At 63.6% G+C, this 16,831-nt stretch carries 17 protein-coding genes; 16 read left to right on the forward strand and 1 reads right to left on the reverse strand.

The genetic code is table 11. The features are described from left to right. Window positions 1–6 precede the first annotated feature (6 nt). The 15 genes from HGB10_00525 to HGB10_00595 all read left to right on the forward strand — a co-directional run bounded on the left by HGB10_00525 (window position 7) and on the right by HGB10_00595 (window position 14,592). On the forward strand, window positions 7–678 hold the full coding sequence (locus HGB10_00525; protein NTU70300.1) for a riboflavin synthase: 672 nt from the start codon (window positions 7–9) through the stop codon (window positions 676–678). Next, window positions 675–1,934: a bifunctional 3,4-dihydroxy-2-butanone-4-phosphate synthase/GTP cyclohydrolase II gene (locus HGB10_00530; GenBank protein ID NTU70301.1), complete on the forward strand. Its 1,260-nt coding sequence runs from the start codon at window positions 675–677 to the stop codon at window positions 1,932–1,934. Before HGB10_00525 ends, HGB10_00530 begins: the two co-directional genes overlap by 4 nt. Beyond that, window positions 1,931–2,395 (forward strand): 6,7-dimethyl-8-ribityllumazine synthase, encoded by a 465-nt coding sequence (locus tag HGB10_00535; protein NTU70302.1) that lies wholly within the window; start codon window positions 1,931–1,933, stop codon window positions 2,393–2,395. Before HGB10_00530 ends, HGB10_00535 begins: the two co-directional genes overlap by 4 nt. Window positions 2,396–2,789: 394 nt before the next feature. After that, window positions 2,790–3,230 (forward strand): Rrf2 family transcriptional regulator, encoded by a 441-nt coding sequence (locus HGB10_00540; GenBank protein ID NTU70303.1) that lies wholly within the window; start codon window positions 2,790–2,792, stop codon window positions 3,228–3,230. Window positions 3,231–3,246: 16 nt separating this feature from the next. After that, window positions 3,247–4,425 (forward strand): cysteine desulfurase, encoded by a 1,179-nt coding sequence (locus HGB10_00545; protein NTU70304.1) that lies wholly within the window; start codon window positions 3,247–3,249, stop codon window positions 4,423–4,425. A 36-nt stretch (window positions 4,426–4,461) separates the two neighbouring features. Beyond that, window positions 4,462–4,989, forward strand: coding sequence for a Fe-S cluster assembly scaffold protein NifU (nifU, locus tag HGB10_00550; GenBank protein ID NTU70305.1), 528 nt, complete (start codon window positions 4,462–4,464; stop codon window positions 4,987–4,989). A gap of 27 nt (window positions 4,990–5,016) precedes the next feature. Further along, on the forward strand, window positions 5,017–6,066 hold the full coding sequence (gene mnmA, locus HGB10_00555; protein NTU70306.1) for a tRNA 2-thiouridine(34) synthase MnmA: 1,050 nt from the start codon (window positions 5,017–5,019) through the stop codon (window positions 6,064–6,066). After that, window positions 6,054–6,875: a histidinol-phosphatase HisJ family protein gene (locus HGB10_00560; GenBank protein NTU70307.1), complete on the forward strand. Its 822-nt coding sequence runs from the start codon at window positions 6,054–6,056 to the stop codon at window positions 6,873–6,875. Before mnmA ends, HGB10_00560 begins: the two co-directional genes overlap by 13 nt. Then, window positions 6,872–7,978: a hypothetical protein gene (locus HGB10_00565; protein NTU70308.1), complete on the forward strand. Its 1,107-nt coding sequence runs from the start codon at window positions 6,872–6,874 to the stop codon at window positions 7,976–7,978. The genes HGB10_00560 and HGB10_00565 overlap by 4 nt, the downstream gene beginning before the upstream one ends. Before the next feature lie 13 nt (window positions 7,979–7,991). Then, the gene (locus HGB10_00570; GenBank protein NTU70309.1) at window positions 7,992–8,708 is read left to right on the forward strand and encodes a hypothetical protein; all 717 of its coding nucleotides are present in this window, start codon (window positions 7,992–7,994) and stop codon (window positions 8,706–8,708) included. After that, window positions 8,708–9,160, forward strand: coding sequence for a ribonuclease HI family protein (locus HGB10_00575; GenBank protein NTU70310.1), 453 nt, complete (start codon window positions 8,708–8,710; stop codon window positions 9,158–9,160). The genes HGB10_00570 and HGB10_00575 overlap by 1 nt, the downstream gene beginning before the upstream one ends. 22 nt (window positions 9,161–9,182) lie before the next feature. Beyond that, window positions 9,183–9,548 carry a 6-carboxytetrahydropterin synthase QueD gene (gene queD / locus HGB10_00580; GenBank protein NTU70311.1) on the forward strand — a complete coding sequence of 122 codons (366 nt, stop codon included), beginning with the start codon at window positions 9,183–9,185 and terminating at the stop codon, window positions 9,546–9,548. A gap of 459 nt (window positions 9,549–10,007) precedes the next feature. Then, the gene (locus tag HGB10_00585) at window positions 10,008–10,655 is read left to right on the forward strand and encodes a metal-dependent transcriptional regulator (protein NTU70312.1); all 648 of its coding nucleotides are present in this window, start codon (window positions 10,008–10,010) and stop codon (window positions 10,653–10,655) included. Window positions 10,656–10,869: 214 nt separating this feature from the next. Continuing rightward, window positions 10,870–11,196: a hypothetical protein gene (locus HGB10_00590; GenBank protein ID NTU70313.1), complete on the forward strand. Its 327-nt coding sequence runs from the start codon at window positions 10,870–10,872 to the stop codon at window positions 11,194–11,196. Window positions 11,197–11,232: 36 nt separating this feature from the next. Further along, on the forward strand, window positions 11,233–14,592 hold the full coding sequence (locus HGB10_00595; protein NTU70314.1) for a DNA polymerase III subunit alpha: 3,360 nt from the start codon (window positions 11,233–11,235) through the stop codon (window positions 14,590–14,592). Here the strand turns inward: HGB10_00595 and dinB are convergent. Then, window positions 14,589–15,866: a DNA polymerase IV gene (dinB, locus tag HGB10_00600; protein ID NTU70315.1), complete on the reverse strand. Its 1,278-nt coding sequence runs from the start codon at window positions 15,864–15,866 to the stop codon at window positions 14,589–14,591. The genes HGB10_00595 and dinB overlap by 4 nt on opposite strands. A gap of 51 nt (window positions 15,867–15,917) precedes the next feature. Here dinB and HGB10_00605 point away from each other — a divergent pair, with 51 nt between their 5' ends. After that, window positions 15,918–16,781, forward strand: coding sequence for a deoxyribonuclease IV (locus HGB10_00605; protein NTU70316.1), 864 nt, complete (start codon window positions 15,918–15,920; stop codon window positions 16,779–16,781). The last annotated feature ends 50 nt before the right edge of the window (window positions 16,782–16,831 follow it).

The following is a 16,831-nucleotide window of genomic DNA, read 5'->3' on the forward strand; positions in this document are numbered from 1 at the left end:
CTTCGCATGTTCACCGGAATCATTGAGTCACAAGGAATCGTGATGCGGGCAGACCGCGTCTCTTCCGGGGCGCAGCTTGAGATCTACGCCCCGGACTTCGGTCGCGACATGGGACTGGGCGATTCGGTCGCGGTTGACGGTGCCTGCCTTACGATCGCCAACTTCGCACGTGGCGCATTCGTCGCTGACGTGAGCGAGGAGACACTCGCACGCACGACGCTGGCGTCGGCCAAGCAGGGGACGAAGGTCAACCTCGAGCGCGCGCTGCGCATGTCTGACAGGCTCGGGGGTCACATCGTCTCTGGCCACGTTGACGGTATCGGGCGGCTTCTTCTTCGGCATCCCGCCGGCAACTCCACGATCTACCAGTTCCAGGTTCCGTCTTCGCTCATGGAGTTCATCATCCCGAAGGGCTCGATAGCCGTCGACGGCATCTCACTGACGGTCGCTCAGATTCGGGGCGATAGCTTCGCTGCGGCAGTGGTGCCGCACACCGAGGCGTCCACGACGCTCAAGGAGAAGCCCATCGGGTCCGGTGTGAACATCGAGATCGACCTCATGGCGAAGTACGTCAAGCGCTTCGTCGACCTCTACGCCAACACCGGCGAGGGCGGCGACAGTACCGGTCGTCGCGGGCTAGGCGACATGCTTCGTGAGTTTGCGGAGGGGGGCCGATGAACGCCGCCGCACCGCACCCTCCCTTCTCAACGATCGAAGAGGGGATCGCAGAGATACGCGCCGGCCGCATGCTGGTCGTCGTCGACGACGAGGATCGCGAGAACGAGGGCGACCTCGTCATGGCAGCAGAGCTCGTCACCCCCGAGGCGGTCAACTTCATGGCTCGCCACGGTCGCGGCCTGATCTGCATGCCGATGACGGCAGAACGGCTTGGCCAGCTTGGCATCCCGCCCATGGCCGATGAGAACACCTCCGAGCAGGGTACGGCGTTTCACTGCTCGATCGGCGCTAAGGGCCGCATCACCACGGGCATCTCGGCGGCTGACCGGGCGGTGACGATCACAACAGCCATCGCCGCAGGGACGACGCCGGATGACATCTCGATGCCCGGGCACGTCTTCCCGCTGCAGGCTCGGGCCGGGGGCGTTCTCGAGCGCGCTGGGCACACCGAGGCCGCAGTCGATCTGGCACGGATGGCCGGGCTGGCGCCCGCCGGGGTCATCTGCGAGATCATGAACGAGGACGGTACCATGGCTCGGCGTCCGCAACTTGAGACCTTCGCCGCAGAACACGGCCTCAAGATGATCACCGTCGCGGACCTGATCAGATATCGACGAGGAAGCGAGAAGCTCGTCGTCCGCGATTCCGTGGTCGTCCTGCCCACTCGGTTCGGTGACTTCACCGGCTACGGCTACCGAAGCCTCACCGACGATCGAACCCACATGGCACTCGTTGTCGGTGACGTCGCCGACAAGCCTGACGTGCTCGTTCGGGTTCACTCGGAGTGTTTGACCGGTGACGTCTTCCATTCGCTGCGTTGCGACTGCGGCGCTCAGCTCGAGGAGGCCATGCGCCGTGTTCAGGTGCGCGGGGAGGGTGTCATCCTCTATATCGTGGGGCACGAGGGCCGTGGCATCGGGCTTGCCAACAAACTCAAGGCATACGAACTACAGGAGCAGGGGGCGGACACCGTCGAGGCCAACGAGGCGCTCGGTTTCCCCGCCGACCTTCGCGACTACGGGATCGGAGCGCAGATCCTGTGCGATCTGGGGCTGCACTCGATTCGCCTCCTGACGAACAATCCGCGCAAGATCGTCGGACTTGAGGGCTACGGACTCAAGGTTACCGAGCAGGTACCGCTCGAGGTCGAGTCGTGCGACACCAACATCAAGTACCTGACCACCAAGAAGGAGAAGCTGGCGCACACGCTGTCGCTTCCGGGGCAGTCGCCAACAAGTGAAGGGAACGCTTCATGAGCACGTACGAAGGACATCTGGTTGGAACTGGTCTCAAGGTAGCTATCGTGGTCGCCCGCTTCAATGAGCTGCTCTCGAGCCGCTTGCTCGCGGGCGCACAGGACGCGTTCGTCCGCCACGGCCTCTCGGCCGACGACATCGACGTCGCCTGGGTCCCCGGTGCGTTCGAGATCCCGCTCGTAGCAGGCAAGTTCGCTGCGACAGGCCGATACGATGCTGTCGTCGCTCTCGGAGTCGTCATCCGTGGCGGCACGCCGCACTTCGAATACGTCTCGGCCGAGGTTAGCAAGGGCGTCGCCAAGGTGTCGCTGGATACCGGCGTCCCGGTGATGTTCGGCGTGATCACCGCCGACACGATCGACCAGGCTGTTGAGCGTGCGGGTACCAAGGCCGGCAACAAGGGCTGGGAGGCTGCCGAGGCCGCCATCGAGATGGCGAATCTGAGCAAGTCGCTCGGCTAGAATCACCCGGAATACAGCGGAGCCCCGGTCGCGATGAATCGCGGCTGGGGCTCAACGCTTCTCGGGCTCAGTGGGCTCTCGCCACCCTGGTGGCTGTCAACCGTGGACCCGGGTCCCTCGCGGGCCAGCCACGTGCGGCTGACTCCCTCATGAGGCGGGGGCTCATCGTATGCGCACTACAGGGCTGTCCGCAATCGGACATTTGTTCTATCTGACAAGCGGCTTGTGCCGCACGCCAAACGGCGAGTCCTCGCTACCCAGAGGACCCAAATTGACGCTTGGCGTGCGCCGTGCCAGCCGATCGCGCAACATGCCGCGTTGACACCTCGTCGTGACGGGGTACTATGCAATCATTACAGAAACAGTAGGGATTACGAAGGGAGGCGGAAAGACAGTGCGACTGACAGCCAAGAGCGAGTACGGCGTGCTTGCCTCGATCGACTTGGCATGCAACTTCGGTGACGGCCCCGTGAGTGCGCGGGAGATAGCCGAGCGTCGTGCGATTCCGCCGAGATTCCTGGAGCAGCTCTTCGTTGCCTTGCGGCGTGCGGGTATCGTCACCGCGGTTCGCGGCGCTAAGGGAGGCTTCGTTCTCACTCGGGATCCTTCCGAGATCACGGTGCTCGATGTCGTCGAGGCACTCGAGGGGCCGCTCCAAGCCAGTGTGTGCGACAGCGGACGCGAGTCCGGATGCGTGAAGAGCGGTTCGTGTGCAGCCGGCCCCGTGTGGGCGCGCGCCACCGCTGCACTGAAGGATGTGTTCGATTCGACCACGCTCGCATCTCTTGCGGGCACCCAAGAGACTTTTGACCGCAACGCGGCCGACCACGAGTAGGGGAGACTGAGATCCCATGACCACGTATTTCGACTATGCAGCCACCACCCCGGTCGATGAGCGCGTCCTCGACGCGATGATGCCCTTCTTCACCGAGCGGTTCGGCAACGCAAACTCGCTCTATGCCATCGGACGCGACGCCTATCGCGCTCTCGAAGAGGCCCGCGAGTCCGTTGCCAAGAGCATTCACGCCGAGCGCCCCGACGAGATCATCTTCACCGGTGGCGGCACCGAGTCAGACAACGCCGCCCTCATCGGGATCATGACGAAGGTCGCCCCGGATGGTGGTGCACACCTCATCGTCTCGGCGTTCGAGCACCACGCCATCCTCGAGCCGGCGCACTTCCTTGAGAAGCAGGGATACGAGGTGTCAGTGCTCAAGCCTCGTGCCGATGGCCACATCCACCCGGATGACCTTCGTGCTGAGATGCGCCCCAACACCAAACTCGTCTCGATCATGCATGCGAACAACGAGATCGGGACCATCAATCCGATCAAGGAACTCGCCGCGGTCGCCCACGAGGGGCGCGCGCTCTTCCATACGGATGCCGCGCAGACCCTCGGCAAGATTCCGTTCGACGTGGTCGAGCTCGGCATCGACGCTGCATCGTTCTCGAGCCACAAGATCTACGGCCCCAAGGGATTTGGCGCTCTGTACCTGAAGAAGCGCACCCCTTTCAATGCGTACCTCAAGGGCGGTGGCCAGGAGTTCAAGAAGCGCTCGGGCACACAGAACACCCCCGGAGCGATCGGCTTTGCGAAGGCGCTTGAGATCATGGTGGCCGAGCAGGCCGAGGAAGGCGCTCGACTCTCCGCACTCCGAGATCGCGTGATCGACGGTGTCACCTCGGTTCTCGAGAACACCGAACCGAGCGTCTCGGCGGGTGAAAGACTTCCCCATATCGCGTCGCTGCTCATCAAGGGCGTCGAGGGCGAGGCCATGCTGCTCCAGCTCGACAACAAGGGCATCTCGGTTTCGACCGGCTCGGCCTGCTCATCGGGTTCACTCGAGCCCAGCCACGTTCTGCTCTCTATCGGCTGCCCGCCGGAGATCGCACATGGCTCGCTGAGAATCTCGCTCGGACGCTTCACCACCAAGGAGGACATCGACTTCTTCCTCGCCGAGTTCCCGCCGATCGTAGAGCGACTGCGCGCCATGTCGCCCGTCTACCAGAAGATGTTCGGCTCCAAGTAGCCGTGCCGATACCGACACACACCTAAGGAGACTCCCGTGCTGTATTCCGACAAGGTCATGGATCACTTCAACAACCCGCGCAACGTGGGTGTCATCGAAGATGCCGACGGCGTCGGCGAGGTCGGCAATCCCGTTTGCGGCGACATGATGAAGATCACCATCACCGTCAACGACTCCGACCACATCGATGACGTCAAGTTCCAGACGCTGGGTTGCGGCGCAGCTATCGCGACGTCGTCGATCGTCACCGAGATGGCCAAGGGCCTCTCTCTGGAAGAGGCGGTCGCCATCAGCAAGCAGCAGGTCGCCGACGAGCTCGGCGGGTTGCCGCCGGCGAAGATGCACTGCAGCGTGCTTGCGACCGACGGACTGAAGGTCGCCGTCGACGACTACCTGAAGAAGCACGGCCGCGAGCCGATCGCGGGTGAGGTCAAGTCGGCCGACCCCAACTTCGACCCGCACGCCGATGAGGACGACCACGATCACGATGACGAGGGCACCGGGCACGTTCACGACAGCGCCGGCCCTGACGGCGAGTGCAGCGTCTGCTGCCAGCAGATCTAGCATGTCGCGTCAGACGGACGCGTGCTGATGTCCCGAGTATTCGTTGCGATGAGCGGCGGCGTTGATTCCAGCGTCGCCGCTGCGCTTCTCCTCGAGCAGGGCCACCACGTGACCGGCGTGACGATGCAGCTCTGGCCATCCTCGGACGACGAGGGCGGCTGCTGCTCGGTCTCGGCGGTACGTGATGCGCGTCGGGTGTGCGATCTTCTCGGCATTGCGCACTACGTCCTGAACTTCCGCGAGGCGTTCCAGGCGCAGGTCGTCGTCCCGTTCGCTGATGAATACGCCGCAGGACGCACCCCCAATCCATGCGTGCGATGCAACGACGTCTTGAAGTTCGAAGACCTGCTCGCACGCGTGTGCACTCAGGGGGCGGACTTTCTCGCGACGGGGCACTACGCACGCATTGTGCGCCAGGACGATTCAGTGCCGACGCTTTCGCGAGGTCTGGATCCGCTCAAGGACCAGAGCTACTTCCTGTACCGGCTGACCCACGCCCAGATGAATCACGTACTCTTCCCGGTCGGAGAACTCGAGAAGTCTGAGGTTCGGAAGATCGCAGGCAGGCTCGGGCTTCACGTGGCAAGCAAGCCTGACAGCCAGGAGGTGTGCTTCGCTGCAGCGGGACGTCACGCTGAGGTCGTGGGGCGGCTGCGACCTGACGCTATGACGGCCGGTCCGATCGTGGATGTCGACGGACGGGTCGTCGGTACCCACGGCGGGATAGCCGGTTTCACGGTGGGTCAGCGCAAGGGCCTCGGAGTCGCGGGACCTGTCCCGAGTTACGTGCTCGGGGTGGATCCGGATACCGCCACGGTCACGGTAGGACCCGTGTCGCACCTCGACGTCTCGCGGATTCAGGCATCGGATGTGGTCTGGCACGGCCAGCCCGCCCGCGCCGCGGCCGCGATGATTCGTTATCGCATGGAGCCGCAGGCGGCCCAGGCGAGGCGCGAGGGCGACTCCCTCGTCGTCGAATTCGAGCGACCGGTTCGCGCGGTTGCCCCGGGTCAGGCTGTCGTATGCTACCAGGGAGATGCAGTTCTCGGCGGAGGGGTTATCGAGTGCGCGAGCTGATTGACTGCCACGTACACACGGCACGGTGCGGGCACGCGACCGGCTCCGTCGCCGAATACGTCGCCGCGGCCCTTGCCGCAGGGGTTGTCGGCATGGTCTTCACTGAGCATCTTGCCCTCCCCAAGGAGTTCGACCCACAGCAGCATCTCTCCATGCGTCCCGAGGATCTCGATGGCTACCTCGACGACGTTGCTCGCGTAGCACAGAAGCATCCGACCCTGCAGATAGTCGCCGGTCTTGAGGCGGACTACCTGCCCGGCCGAATCGACGAGACCATCAAGGCCGTCCAGGAGGCCCGTGACCGGCACGACGGCGTCAGCTTTGTGCTGGGCAGCGTGCACTTTCTCGGGGACTGGGCCTTTGACGATCCGCATCACGTCGAGGCGTGGGACTCGGTAGATGTCGACTGGGTATGGCGCGAGTACTTCGACCACTGGTGCGACGCGGCGCGCAGCGGCGTGTTCGACTGCATGGCACACCCGGACCTGCCAAAGAAGTTCGGGCATCGTCCGTCGTTTGACCCGGCAGAGATGTACGCGGAAGCGGCACGTGCGGCAGCTGGTGGCGGCGTGCTGATTGAGATCTCTACGGCGGGTCTGCGCAAACCGGTGGGGGAGCTGTACCCTGCGCCGGAACTTCTCGCGGCATTTCACTCGGCGGGGGTCGGCGTCACCGTGGGGTCTGATGCGCACGATCCCTCCGAAGTCGGTTTCAGGATCGACGCCGCATACGATGCAGCGGCCCGAGCCGGCTACACGGAGATCACGTTTCCAGGAGTCCGAGGAGCTTGGAGGGCGATCCAACTATGAGGCCCATCCGGATCGGCGACATCGACCGCGCGGTCTCTCAGCGGTTTCCGCAGGAGTGGGCCGAGGACTGGGACCGCGTCGGGCTGCTCGCGGGTGATCCGGAGCGCGAGGTCACGGGCGTTGCGCTTGCCCTGGATCCAACGCGAGGTGCCATCGAGTACGCTGCCCGGCATGGTGCGAACGTGCTCCTTACGCATCACCCGGCGTTTCTCACGCCACCCAAGTGGCTTACGCCCGGACGGGGCTCGGCCGGCGTCGTTTTCACCGCGCTCGACGCAGGCGTTGCGCTCATCAACGCCCACACGAATCTGGACCGTTCGCCTCTGGCAGGCACGCTCCTGCCGGCGGCGCTGGGATTGGAGCCCGTAAGGCCGCTCGAGCGGTCCACCATGCCGATGGCCCTCATCACGGTGTTCGTTCCGCGGTCTACTGCAGATGCCGTCACCGCTGCAATGGCGGGAGCTGGAGCGGGGAGGATCGGCGACTACGAGTGCTGCGCCTTCACGTCAGCCGAGGGGACCGGCTCTTTCACCCCGGATAAGTCATCGAGCCCGCTCATCGGCTCACCCGGAGCTCCCTCGCATGCCCAAGAGGTCCGCGTGGAGATGGTGGCGCCACGGGCCAAGGCTCGCGGCGTCGTCTCGGCCGCCCGGTCGGCCCATCCGTACGAGGAGCCACTCATCGTGGCCACCGATGCGGAGATCGGCCGCTCGGCTGCACGCATGGGAATGCTCTGCGATGCAACGGTCGGCCTGACGCTTCGCGGACTGGCCGCGCTTGCCGCCAACACATTCGATGTCACGCCGAGGATCTGGGGCGACCCCGATGCGCGGATGGACCGCGTGGTGACGGCGACGGGTTCTGCCGGATCGTTGATCGGGGACGCGCTGTCTTCGGGGGCCGCAGCGTTGCTGGCCGGTGAGGTGCGTTATCATGACGCTCTGGACGCCGTCGAGTCCGGCCTCTCGATTATCGAGGTGGGTCACGATGTCTCGGAATGGCCGCTCGTGAGTCTGCTTGAAGACGTCGTGCGGGGCATTCCCGGAATCGGACCGGATACGGTACACGTCCTGCCGTCCACCCCCGGCTGGTGGACCCCCTGACAAGGAGTCACGGATGACCCAGGCAGCATCGCTGCTCGAACTGCAGGAGCTCGACATCGAGATTCTCCGCGCCCGCAAGCGTCTCGACGAGCTGCCGGAGAAGCGTGAGATTCTCGGAGTTCGTCAGAAGATCAAGGATGTCACCGATCTGCGCGGCAAGGCGGACCTGCTACTCAAGAAGCTCCAGGCTGACCTCAAGGCCCATCAGGATGAGATCACGACCCTGACCGAGAAGATCGCCAGCGAGCAGACGAAGATCATGGAAACGACCGACCACCGCGCCGTTCAGTCCATGACACGCGAGATGGATGGCCTGCGTCGTCGTCAGGACAAGATGGAGATGGAGTCGCTCGGGATCATGGAGCGCATCGACAAGGCGGCTGCTCAGACGACCAAGATCGATGAGGCACTGATCCAACTTGCGCACAAGGACGCTGCGCTCGTAGCGCGCTTCAAGCAGGTCGGCGGTGCTCTCCAAGGTGAGATCGCCGATCTTGCATCCAAGCGCGCCGCGACTGCGGCCGTCATAGAGCCGGCTACTGTATCGCGCTACGACCAGATCCGGGAGTCGAAGGGCGGCGTGGGCGTTGGTCGCCTCGATGGGACCGCGTGCTCGGCCTGCAGGATGTCGCTGCCTGCCGAGCGTGTGCTGGAGCTCGAGACCGGTGACGATATCGGCGTCTGTCCTCAGTGCCGGCGACTGATCGTCGTGCGGACGAGCGAGTCCTGATGAGTGAGGCCGTGCTGCGTACCGACGGTGGCTCTCGAGGAAACCCCGGACCCGCCGGGGCCGGATTCGTCATCGAGGTCGATGGCGCTATCGTCTGCCGGGGCGGCAAGTTCATCGATCTCGCCACCAACAATCAGGCTGAATACGAAGCCTTCATCTGGGGTCTCAAGAACGTACTCGCCCTTGGCCATGACCGCGTGAGCGTATTCGCCGACAGTGAGCTGCTCGTCAAGCAGATCAACGGCCAGTACCGGGTGAAGAATCCGGGTCTCAAGCCGCTGTTCCTGGAGGCACTTACCGAGCTTCGGCGCTTCTCGGCGCATCGTGTCACGCATGTCCGGCGTGAGATGAACGTCGATGCCGACGAGATGGCCAACCAGGCCATGGACGCTCGGGCGACCGTTGGGGACGCACCCGTCGAGCCCGGTGCGGCAGCCGGCACACTCTTCTAGTCTCACTATCACGGAGGATTCCATGTACGAATTGACGATCAAGTCCCATTTCGATGCGGCGCATGCACTTCGAGACTACCCGGGTGAATGCAGGAATCTCCACGGGCACACGTGGGACGTCGAGGTGACGGTGGGCGGGACTGAGCTCGATGAGATTGGCATCGTCTACGACTTCAAGACGCTCAAAGATGATCTGAACTCGATCCTCGCTGACTACGATCACGTCTTCATCAACGATGTGCCGCCGTTTGACCAGCTCACACCCACCGCCGAGAACCTTGCGCGCGTTCTCTACGAGCGCCTCACCGATAAGGTCGACCCGAAAGTGACCGTCGTTGAGGTCGTGGTGTGGGAGTCGCCGATCGCGAAACTGGTGTACCGGCCGTAGCGGTACTCGGCTCGGCGTGACGGGGGAGTGTGGCGAGGGATCGCCTGAGAATACAAGTGTCCCGAGAGACCTCGCCTACGGGATCCTCCTACCGCACCGGCTTCCCATTTCTTACCTTCGCGGTTCCGTTTCCGCCGATCCACCTCACGGTTTGACCGACTTCCTCGGAACCCTCTCCGGCAGCTACTGGTACGCCGTCTTTCGGAGTCCGCTGCGTCCGACCTCTCGGGACAAGACGTACTCTAGTCATGCGGAAAGTTGCTGTCAACGCGTTTTGGGCAATTTGCCGATGTTCCTGACCAGAGGTTGCATTTCGGCGCTAAACGGAACCAATGCTACGATTAGTGGTAGTCTGCGAATCGTCCGGCGTAGACTCGTCATCTTCACGTTGCACCGTGTATGCTACGCATGGGAAAACGGGGGTAGCGCGCTTCGGCCGACCGAACGGGAGATATCGGAATGCCCACAGCGACGCTGCAAGAGTACTTGGAAACGATCTATAAGCTTTCGCAGGACGGGGTGGTTCGTCCTACCGCGATCGCCGAGGCCATCGGAGTCTCCGGACCGACTGTTACCGCAACCATCCGGCGCCTTGAAGCGCACGGTCTCGTGTCGCGAGCAGGCACCGATGTGCTTCTCACGGACACGGGCCTCGCTCGTGCCCTCGAGGTGGTGCGCCGGCATCGCATTGCTGAGACGTTCCTGGTGCAAACGCTTGGGCTCCCCTGGAACGAGGTCCATGAGGACGCTTGTCTGCTGGAGCATGCTCTGTCGCCCAGAGTACTCACGGCCCTCGAGCGTTTTCTCGACAACCCCGAGGTCTGCCCTCACGGTCATCCGATTCCGAGTTCGGATGGAGTCGTCGCCGCTGCCACTGGCGAGCCGCTCTGTGATGTCGAGACCGGGTCGACTGTTCGGGTCGTTCGGGTCTCCGAGGACGACGACGACATGCTTTCCTACATGGGCGATCTTGGTCTTCTTCCGGGAACCGTCGTTTCTGTTGTGGAGCGTGCTCCGTTTGATGGCCCCATCACCTTGCTCGTGGCAGGGGAGAGCGCCGTCATCGCGCCCAAGATCGCCGCACTGGTCACCGTAGAAGCGGTGTAGCGAGCCCGTTCCGCGTGCGTGTCAGAACCCTGTTGTAGATTGTCGAATCGAACATATGTTCGTATAGTGGATGTACGCCGTCTGGCGGATATCACTCGATTCGACCGGGGAGCTGCAAACGCGCGTGGGCCGCAATTCAGCAATCAAACGATTCTCCGCAACGCCATCAGGGCAGCCACTTGAGTTGTTCGAGAGCAGGCGCAGTCGGCTGCCTATGGTCATAGAACTCATGGCGAGCCCATGGATCGTTCGAGCATCGGAACTTTCGCGAAAGGGCGGTTCGTGCGCTGCTAAGCAAACCGATGAGGCCGTCGACGTCATCTGGGATGCAGCGCATCAGCTACCCGCTTCGTTCTCGCGTGCCGGGCGCGTCTATCGGATCGATGCTGTTGTCCAGATATGGGCCTCAGAGCGGGCATGGTGGGACCCGCGCAAACGCGTCTCTCGGCGATTCTGGCGGGTGTTATCGCGTGGTGGCGTCTACGACCTCGCATACGACCGCGTGCGCGACACGTGGCTTCTCATCGGCATCCAGGACTAGTGGGCGGCCATGTCCCGGGGCTTCGTGCATCTACACGTGCATTCTCATTTCAGTTTCATGGACGGCGCCGCATCTCTTGATGGGCTTGTAGGTCGCGCCTGTGAACTCGAGATGCCTGCGCTTGCGCTCACCGACCACCAAGGGCTCTCGGGGGCTATTCGGTTCTACCGTCGCTGTCGTGATGCGGGCATCGCTCCCATCATCGGATGTGAGGTAGTCGTCGAAACCGCGGGGGTTCTCGGTGTCGAAGACGATCTGCCGCCTGAGAAGCGCCTCGTACTGCCGGCGAGTGTGGGGTTCGGTCGAGCAGCCGGCGTGGGGTACCACCTCACGCTCCTCTGTCAGGACTTCAGCGGGTATCGCAACCTGTGTCAGCTGCTCTCCAAGACGCACCTGCGAGGGCCACACGTTCCGAGCATCGTGACGCTCAGCGACCTTGCGGCGTACAGCGAGGGACTCATCGGCTTATCGGGATGCGGGAATGGCGAGGCGGCCAAAGCGGTCCTCGCGCGTGCGCCCGGGCGAGCTCGTGAGGCGCTGAGCCGTCTTGCGTCCTGTTTCGCTCAGGGCGACTTCTACGTCGAGCTCGTGCATCCGCTCACGCCGGATGGTCCGCGTCTCATAGGCGGTCTTGTGACGCTTGCTGACGAACTCGGGTTACCCGTCGTCGCGACCAACAACGTCCACTATGTGCGGTCGGACGACCATCGGATCCACGACGTGCTTTCGTCTGCCGGCGCGCGCGCATCGCTACCGGGTCCGTTCGACCGGCCCAACGCCGAACTCTCACTCAAGCCCGGAAACGAGATGCGCAGACTGTTTGAAGGGCTCCCGCGTGCGTGCGACGCGACGCTCGAGATCGCCGCGCGCTGTCAGCTCGAACTTCCGCTTGGGCAGTTCCACTTTCCCTCCGCTGAGATCCCTGCTGCAGAAACGCCATACTCGGTGCTGGCCAAGGAGTCGTGGCGCGGCCTCGAGCGCCGCTATGCGCCCATGACCCCCGCTGCGATATCCCGACTTCAGCACGAACTCGCGCTCATCGATGACATGGGGTTCTCGGAGTACTTCCTTGTGGTCAAAGAGATCGTGGACTTCGCAAAGTCACAGGGAATCCGCTGTTCGGGGCGTGGAAGTGCGGGTGACAGCATCGTCAGCTACGCACTGGGAATCACCGATGCCGACCCGGTGCGCCACGACCTGCTCTTCGAGCGGTTCCTCAACCCGGCACGGCGTCAGATGCCTGACATCGATGTTGACTTCGACTCTGCACGCCGTGACGAGATCATCGACTTCATCTATCGCCGGTTCGGGCGTGAGCACGTGGCGATGGTGGCCACCGTCAACACCATGACCGCTCGAAGCGCGGTGCGGGTCGTTGCACGCTCGATGGGGCTCCCTATAGCTGAGGTCAACCGTCTTTCGCGCCACCTGCCGTGGGTCGGGGCTCGACGTCTACGTGAAGTGCTCGCGACCTACCCGGAATGCGCGCACCATCCGCTGAGAGACGAGCGGACCTGGGGCATGCTCATCGACCTCGCAGAACAGCTCGACCACTGTCCCATGCACCTCGGAACCCACCTTGGAGGCTTCATCATCACTCGAGACCCTATTGCAGGCTGGACTCCATTGCAGTGGGCTGCAAAGGGAACGGTCGTCTCCCAGTACGACAAGGACGACATCGAAGCACTTGGGCTTGTGAAGATGGACATCCTCGGCTTGCGCATGCACTCAGCGATCAGCGAGGCGGTCTCACTTGCGCGTGCGAGAGTGGGCGAGGATGCGGTTCCTGAGCCATTCGAGCTCCCGCCCGACGACCCACGCGTCTTCGAGCAGGTTTCCTCGGCAGATACCGTCGGCATGTTCCAGCTTGAATCAAGCGGGCAGCGCAATCTGTCGACCCGTCTGAAGTCGTCGACATTCGAAGACATCATCGCGCAGATATCGCTGTTCCGACCCGGCCCGCTCGAGGCCGAGATGATCACGCCGTTCATTCGCCGCCGCCACGGTCTTGAGCCCGTGATCGTGCCGCATCCGGCGATGGCGGAGGTGCTTGCGGACTCCTACGGGGTCATCGTCTACCAGGAGCAGGTCCTACTCGTTGCGCGCGCGGTCGCCGGGTTCGATCTTGCGGAAGCCGACTCGCTTCGCCGTGCGATGACGAAAGGGAGAAGTCGTGAGGAGATGGAGCGCATACGAGCGCACTTTCTTGAACGTGCGCTTGGCCGAGGAGTCGATGCATCCGTAGCCAACGAGGTGTTCCGGCAACTTGAAGGATTTGCTGCGTACGGGTTCAACAAGGCGCATGCAGCGTGTTTTGCCGTGGTCAGTTACGCGAGTGCATGGTTGCGCACGTATTACCCCGCGGAGTTCGCAACCGCCATTCTCAACAACGAGCCGATGGGATTCTATTCAGCACGTCTTGTTCTCAACGATGCCCGTCGGCACGGCATCGAGATTCTGCCGCCGCACGTCAACGAAAGCCGCGCTCGTCACTCCGTTGCGCGAGACGGGGGTGCTATCCGGGTTGGACTGCGCGACGTCCACCGTATGACCGCTCGCCTGCTTCAGGTGATCGAACAGGAGCAGGCGATACGGCCCTTCCGCGACTTGGCCGATTTCCTTCGCCGTACAAGAGCTGAGCTCCCTGCCGCTGAGTCTCTTGTGCGACTTGGTGCACTCGATGGACTCGGGATCACGGAAGCAGGTAGACCCCCCACGCGAGATGAGTACCTTGCGCTGCTCCCCGAGATCAAGGCTGTGCTTGCCCGCGAAGGGGTCGCCGGTGATGACACGCTTTGTCTTGCCCCGGCTCCGGTACGTCCCGCGGAGGATCCGTCGCACGTCAGCGGATGGGGTGTGGCGCGGCGGCTCTCGGCGGAGCTCGAGCTCACCGGACTGTCGCTTACCGCCCACCCGCTCACACTCGCGCAGCGCGATCTCATGGCGCGCGGCGTCACATGGGCGCGAGATCTGCGTGCGTTGCCGGACCGTTCGCGTGTCATCGTCGCAGGCGTACGCGAGCGCGCGCAGACGCCCCGCACGCGTTCAGGCAAACGTACGTGTTTCCTCACTCTCGAGGACCCTACCGGGCTGCTTGATGTGGTGGTGTTCTCGGACGCGCTCGCGCGAAGTGGTGAGGCCATCGTCAAGCATCGGGCATACCTGGTCGAAGGCGTCTTGCAGAACAACTGCGAACGAGGACTGGCGGTCGTCGCCGACATCGTGAAGCCCTACGTCGTATGCACGGGTGAGGGCGAGCGGGTTCGGTTGCGACGTGGGGTTCCGAGCGGTCCGATGGGACCGGCACTCGGCGGCGCAGGCGCGGAGGAAGAGGAGAGTTGGGCAGCAGCGGAGGCTGCTTTGGCAGCAGAGGATGCAGGGGAGTACGCGACCTAGCGCTCGTCTCGACTGTCGGGGTCATCGCCTGCCGGCGTGCCCGTCGACTCCGGGGACGCCTTCAACTCTCGGCCAAACCGCACGGCACCGTCTCCAAACCGCTCTCGTACCGCATCCAGACCGCGCACGAGCTCTTCGCGCGTGGTTCGGCCGCTGGCATTGAGCGGCGACGGAGTGGCATCGGCAAGCAGTTCGAGCTGCTCGGAACGCTCATCAAAGCCAGAAACACCCACCCCGAGCAACCGAAGACCGATGCCGGGCGACCATGCCTGCGCGATGAGGTCCTCGGCGATCGGACCGATGACCGCCTCGTCGTCTGTGGGAGTGACAAGCGTGCGTCTGACGGTCTTGGTTGAGAAGTCCGCGAACCGTAGCTTCACACTCACGGTTCGGCCGGCAAGCGCCTTCTCCCGGAGCCGGCGACCGACCTTGGCTGCAAGAGCCGCGATCGCATCGTGGACTTCGGCCGGACTACGGACATCGGTAGCGAAAGTGCGCTCGTTCGAAACCGACTTAACCGGGGCGTTGTCGTGAACATCACGCACATCGATGCCGCGCGCTCGAGCGACGAGACCGGTGCCGTGTTGCCCAAGCACTTCTCGGGCGGTCACATCATCAAGGGCCGCGAGTTGCCCGAGCGTGCGAACCCCCAGGCTCGCCAGTCTCTCTGCCGTCTTGGGCCCGATACCGGGCATGGCGCGCACGGGGAGCGGGGCGAGAAACTGCGCCTCGTGGCCTACACACACGACGGTCAGCCCGTCCGGCTTGTCATGGTCACTGGCGATCTTGGCCACCGACTTCACCGCAGACACGCCCACAGAGCAGGTGACGCCGAGTGCAGCTACGCGAGCACGAATCCGACGAGCGATCGCGACAGGGTGCTCTGAGGTGAAGGCGCCGGGAGTCACGTCAAGATAGGCTTCGTCGATCGAGACAGGCTGGAAACGGGGGGTCTCGTCTGCAAAGATCGCGCGCACGGCCCTCGACATCTCGCGGTACCGGTCGAAACTCCCATGAGTCCAGATCGCGTCAGGGCACAGCTGCGCAGCTCGGATTGACGACATCGCGGAGCGCACACCGAAGACGCGGGCCTCGTAGCTGCACGTCGAGACAACACCGCGGCGCCCAGGATCACCGCCCACGATCACCGGCCTTCCCCGCCACTCGGGGTGGTCCAGTTGCTCCACCGCAGCAAAGAACGCATCGAGGTCGACGTGCAAGATGGCCTTGCCGGACCACGGTGTCGCTTCGCAGGGGTGTGTGGAATCCGTCATGCTACGAGTGTAACGCTCAGTTCTGACTCGACCTTCTCGGTAAGGATGAAGATGCTGCTCGGTGCCCACGTCTCTGTTGCTGGCGGTTACCCCAAGGCCCTCGACTACGCCCTCGAGGTTGGGTGCGAGTGCGCCCAGATATTCGCGAAGAGTCCGCGGCAATGGCGCGGTCCCTCACTCGACCCTGAGGTCGCCGCACGATTCATCGAGTCGCGCATGGCGCGTGGATTCGGTCCGGTCTTCACCCATACTGCCTACCTCATCAATCCGGCCACGAACGATCCCGAGCTTCGGGAGAAGTCGATCGCCGCGCTCGCGGATGAGCTCGTGCGCGGATCACTGCTTGGGGCGGCCGGCGTTGTCACGCACGTCGGTAACGACCCTGCCGGAGATCCTGCGGCGGCGGCCGCGCGTGTCGGCAGCGCATGTGTCGAGGCGTTCGAGCGAGCTGGTGGCGCGGAGTGCAAGACCCGGCTTCTGCTGGAGAACACGGCGGGCGCTGGGCGTACCTTCGGCTCGGACTTCGACCAGCTCGGGGCCTCAATCGCGGAGTCAGGCCTGCCCGTCGACCGTCTCGGGGTGTGCTTGGACACCTGCCATGCGTGGGCGTTCGGAATGGATGTCGCGACACCCGAAGGATGGCGTGAAGTCGTGTCGCAGATCGAGACGCATTGTGGGGTCGAACGGCTCGGACTCATCCACGCGAACGACTGTCTGTTCGAACGCGGGTCTCGGCGAGACAGGCACGCGTGGATCGGGGACGGGCACATCGGTTCGAGCGGATTCGAGGCCATGGTCTGCGTCCCGGAACTCGCAGGCGTGTGTGCCGTCACCGAGATGCCTGGCGAAGTCCCCGAGAAGGACGCGGTCAACATCGGGCGGCTTTCGGCACTTCGTGACGCTTGCTCCTCCTGAATGTCGCGTTCACCCGTCACTGAACGGTTGCCGCGTTCACCACTGCGCCG

Source organism: Coriobacteriia bacterium (assembly GCA_013334745.1).
Classification (GTDB): Bacteria; Actinomycetota; Coriobacteriia; order Anaerosomatales; family JAAXUF01; genus JAAXWY01.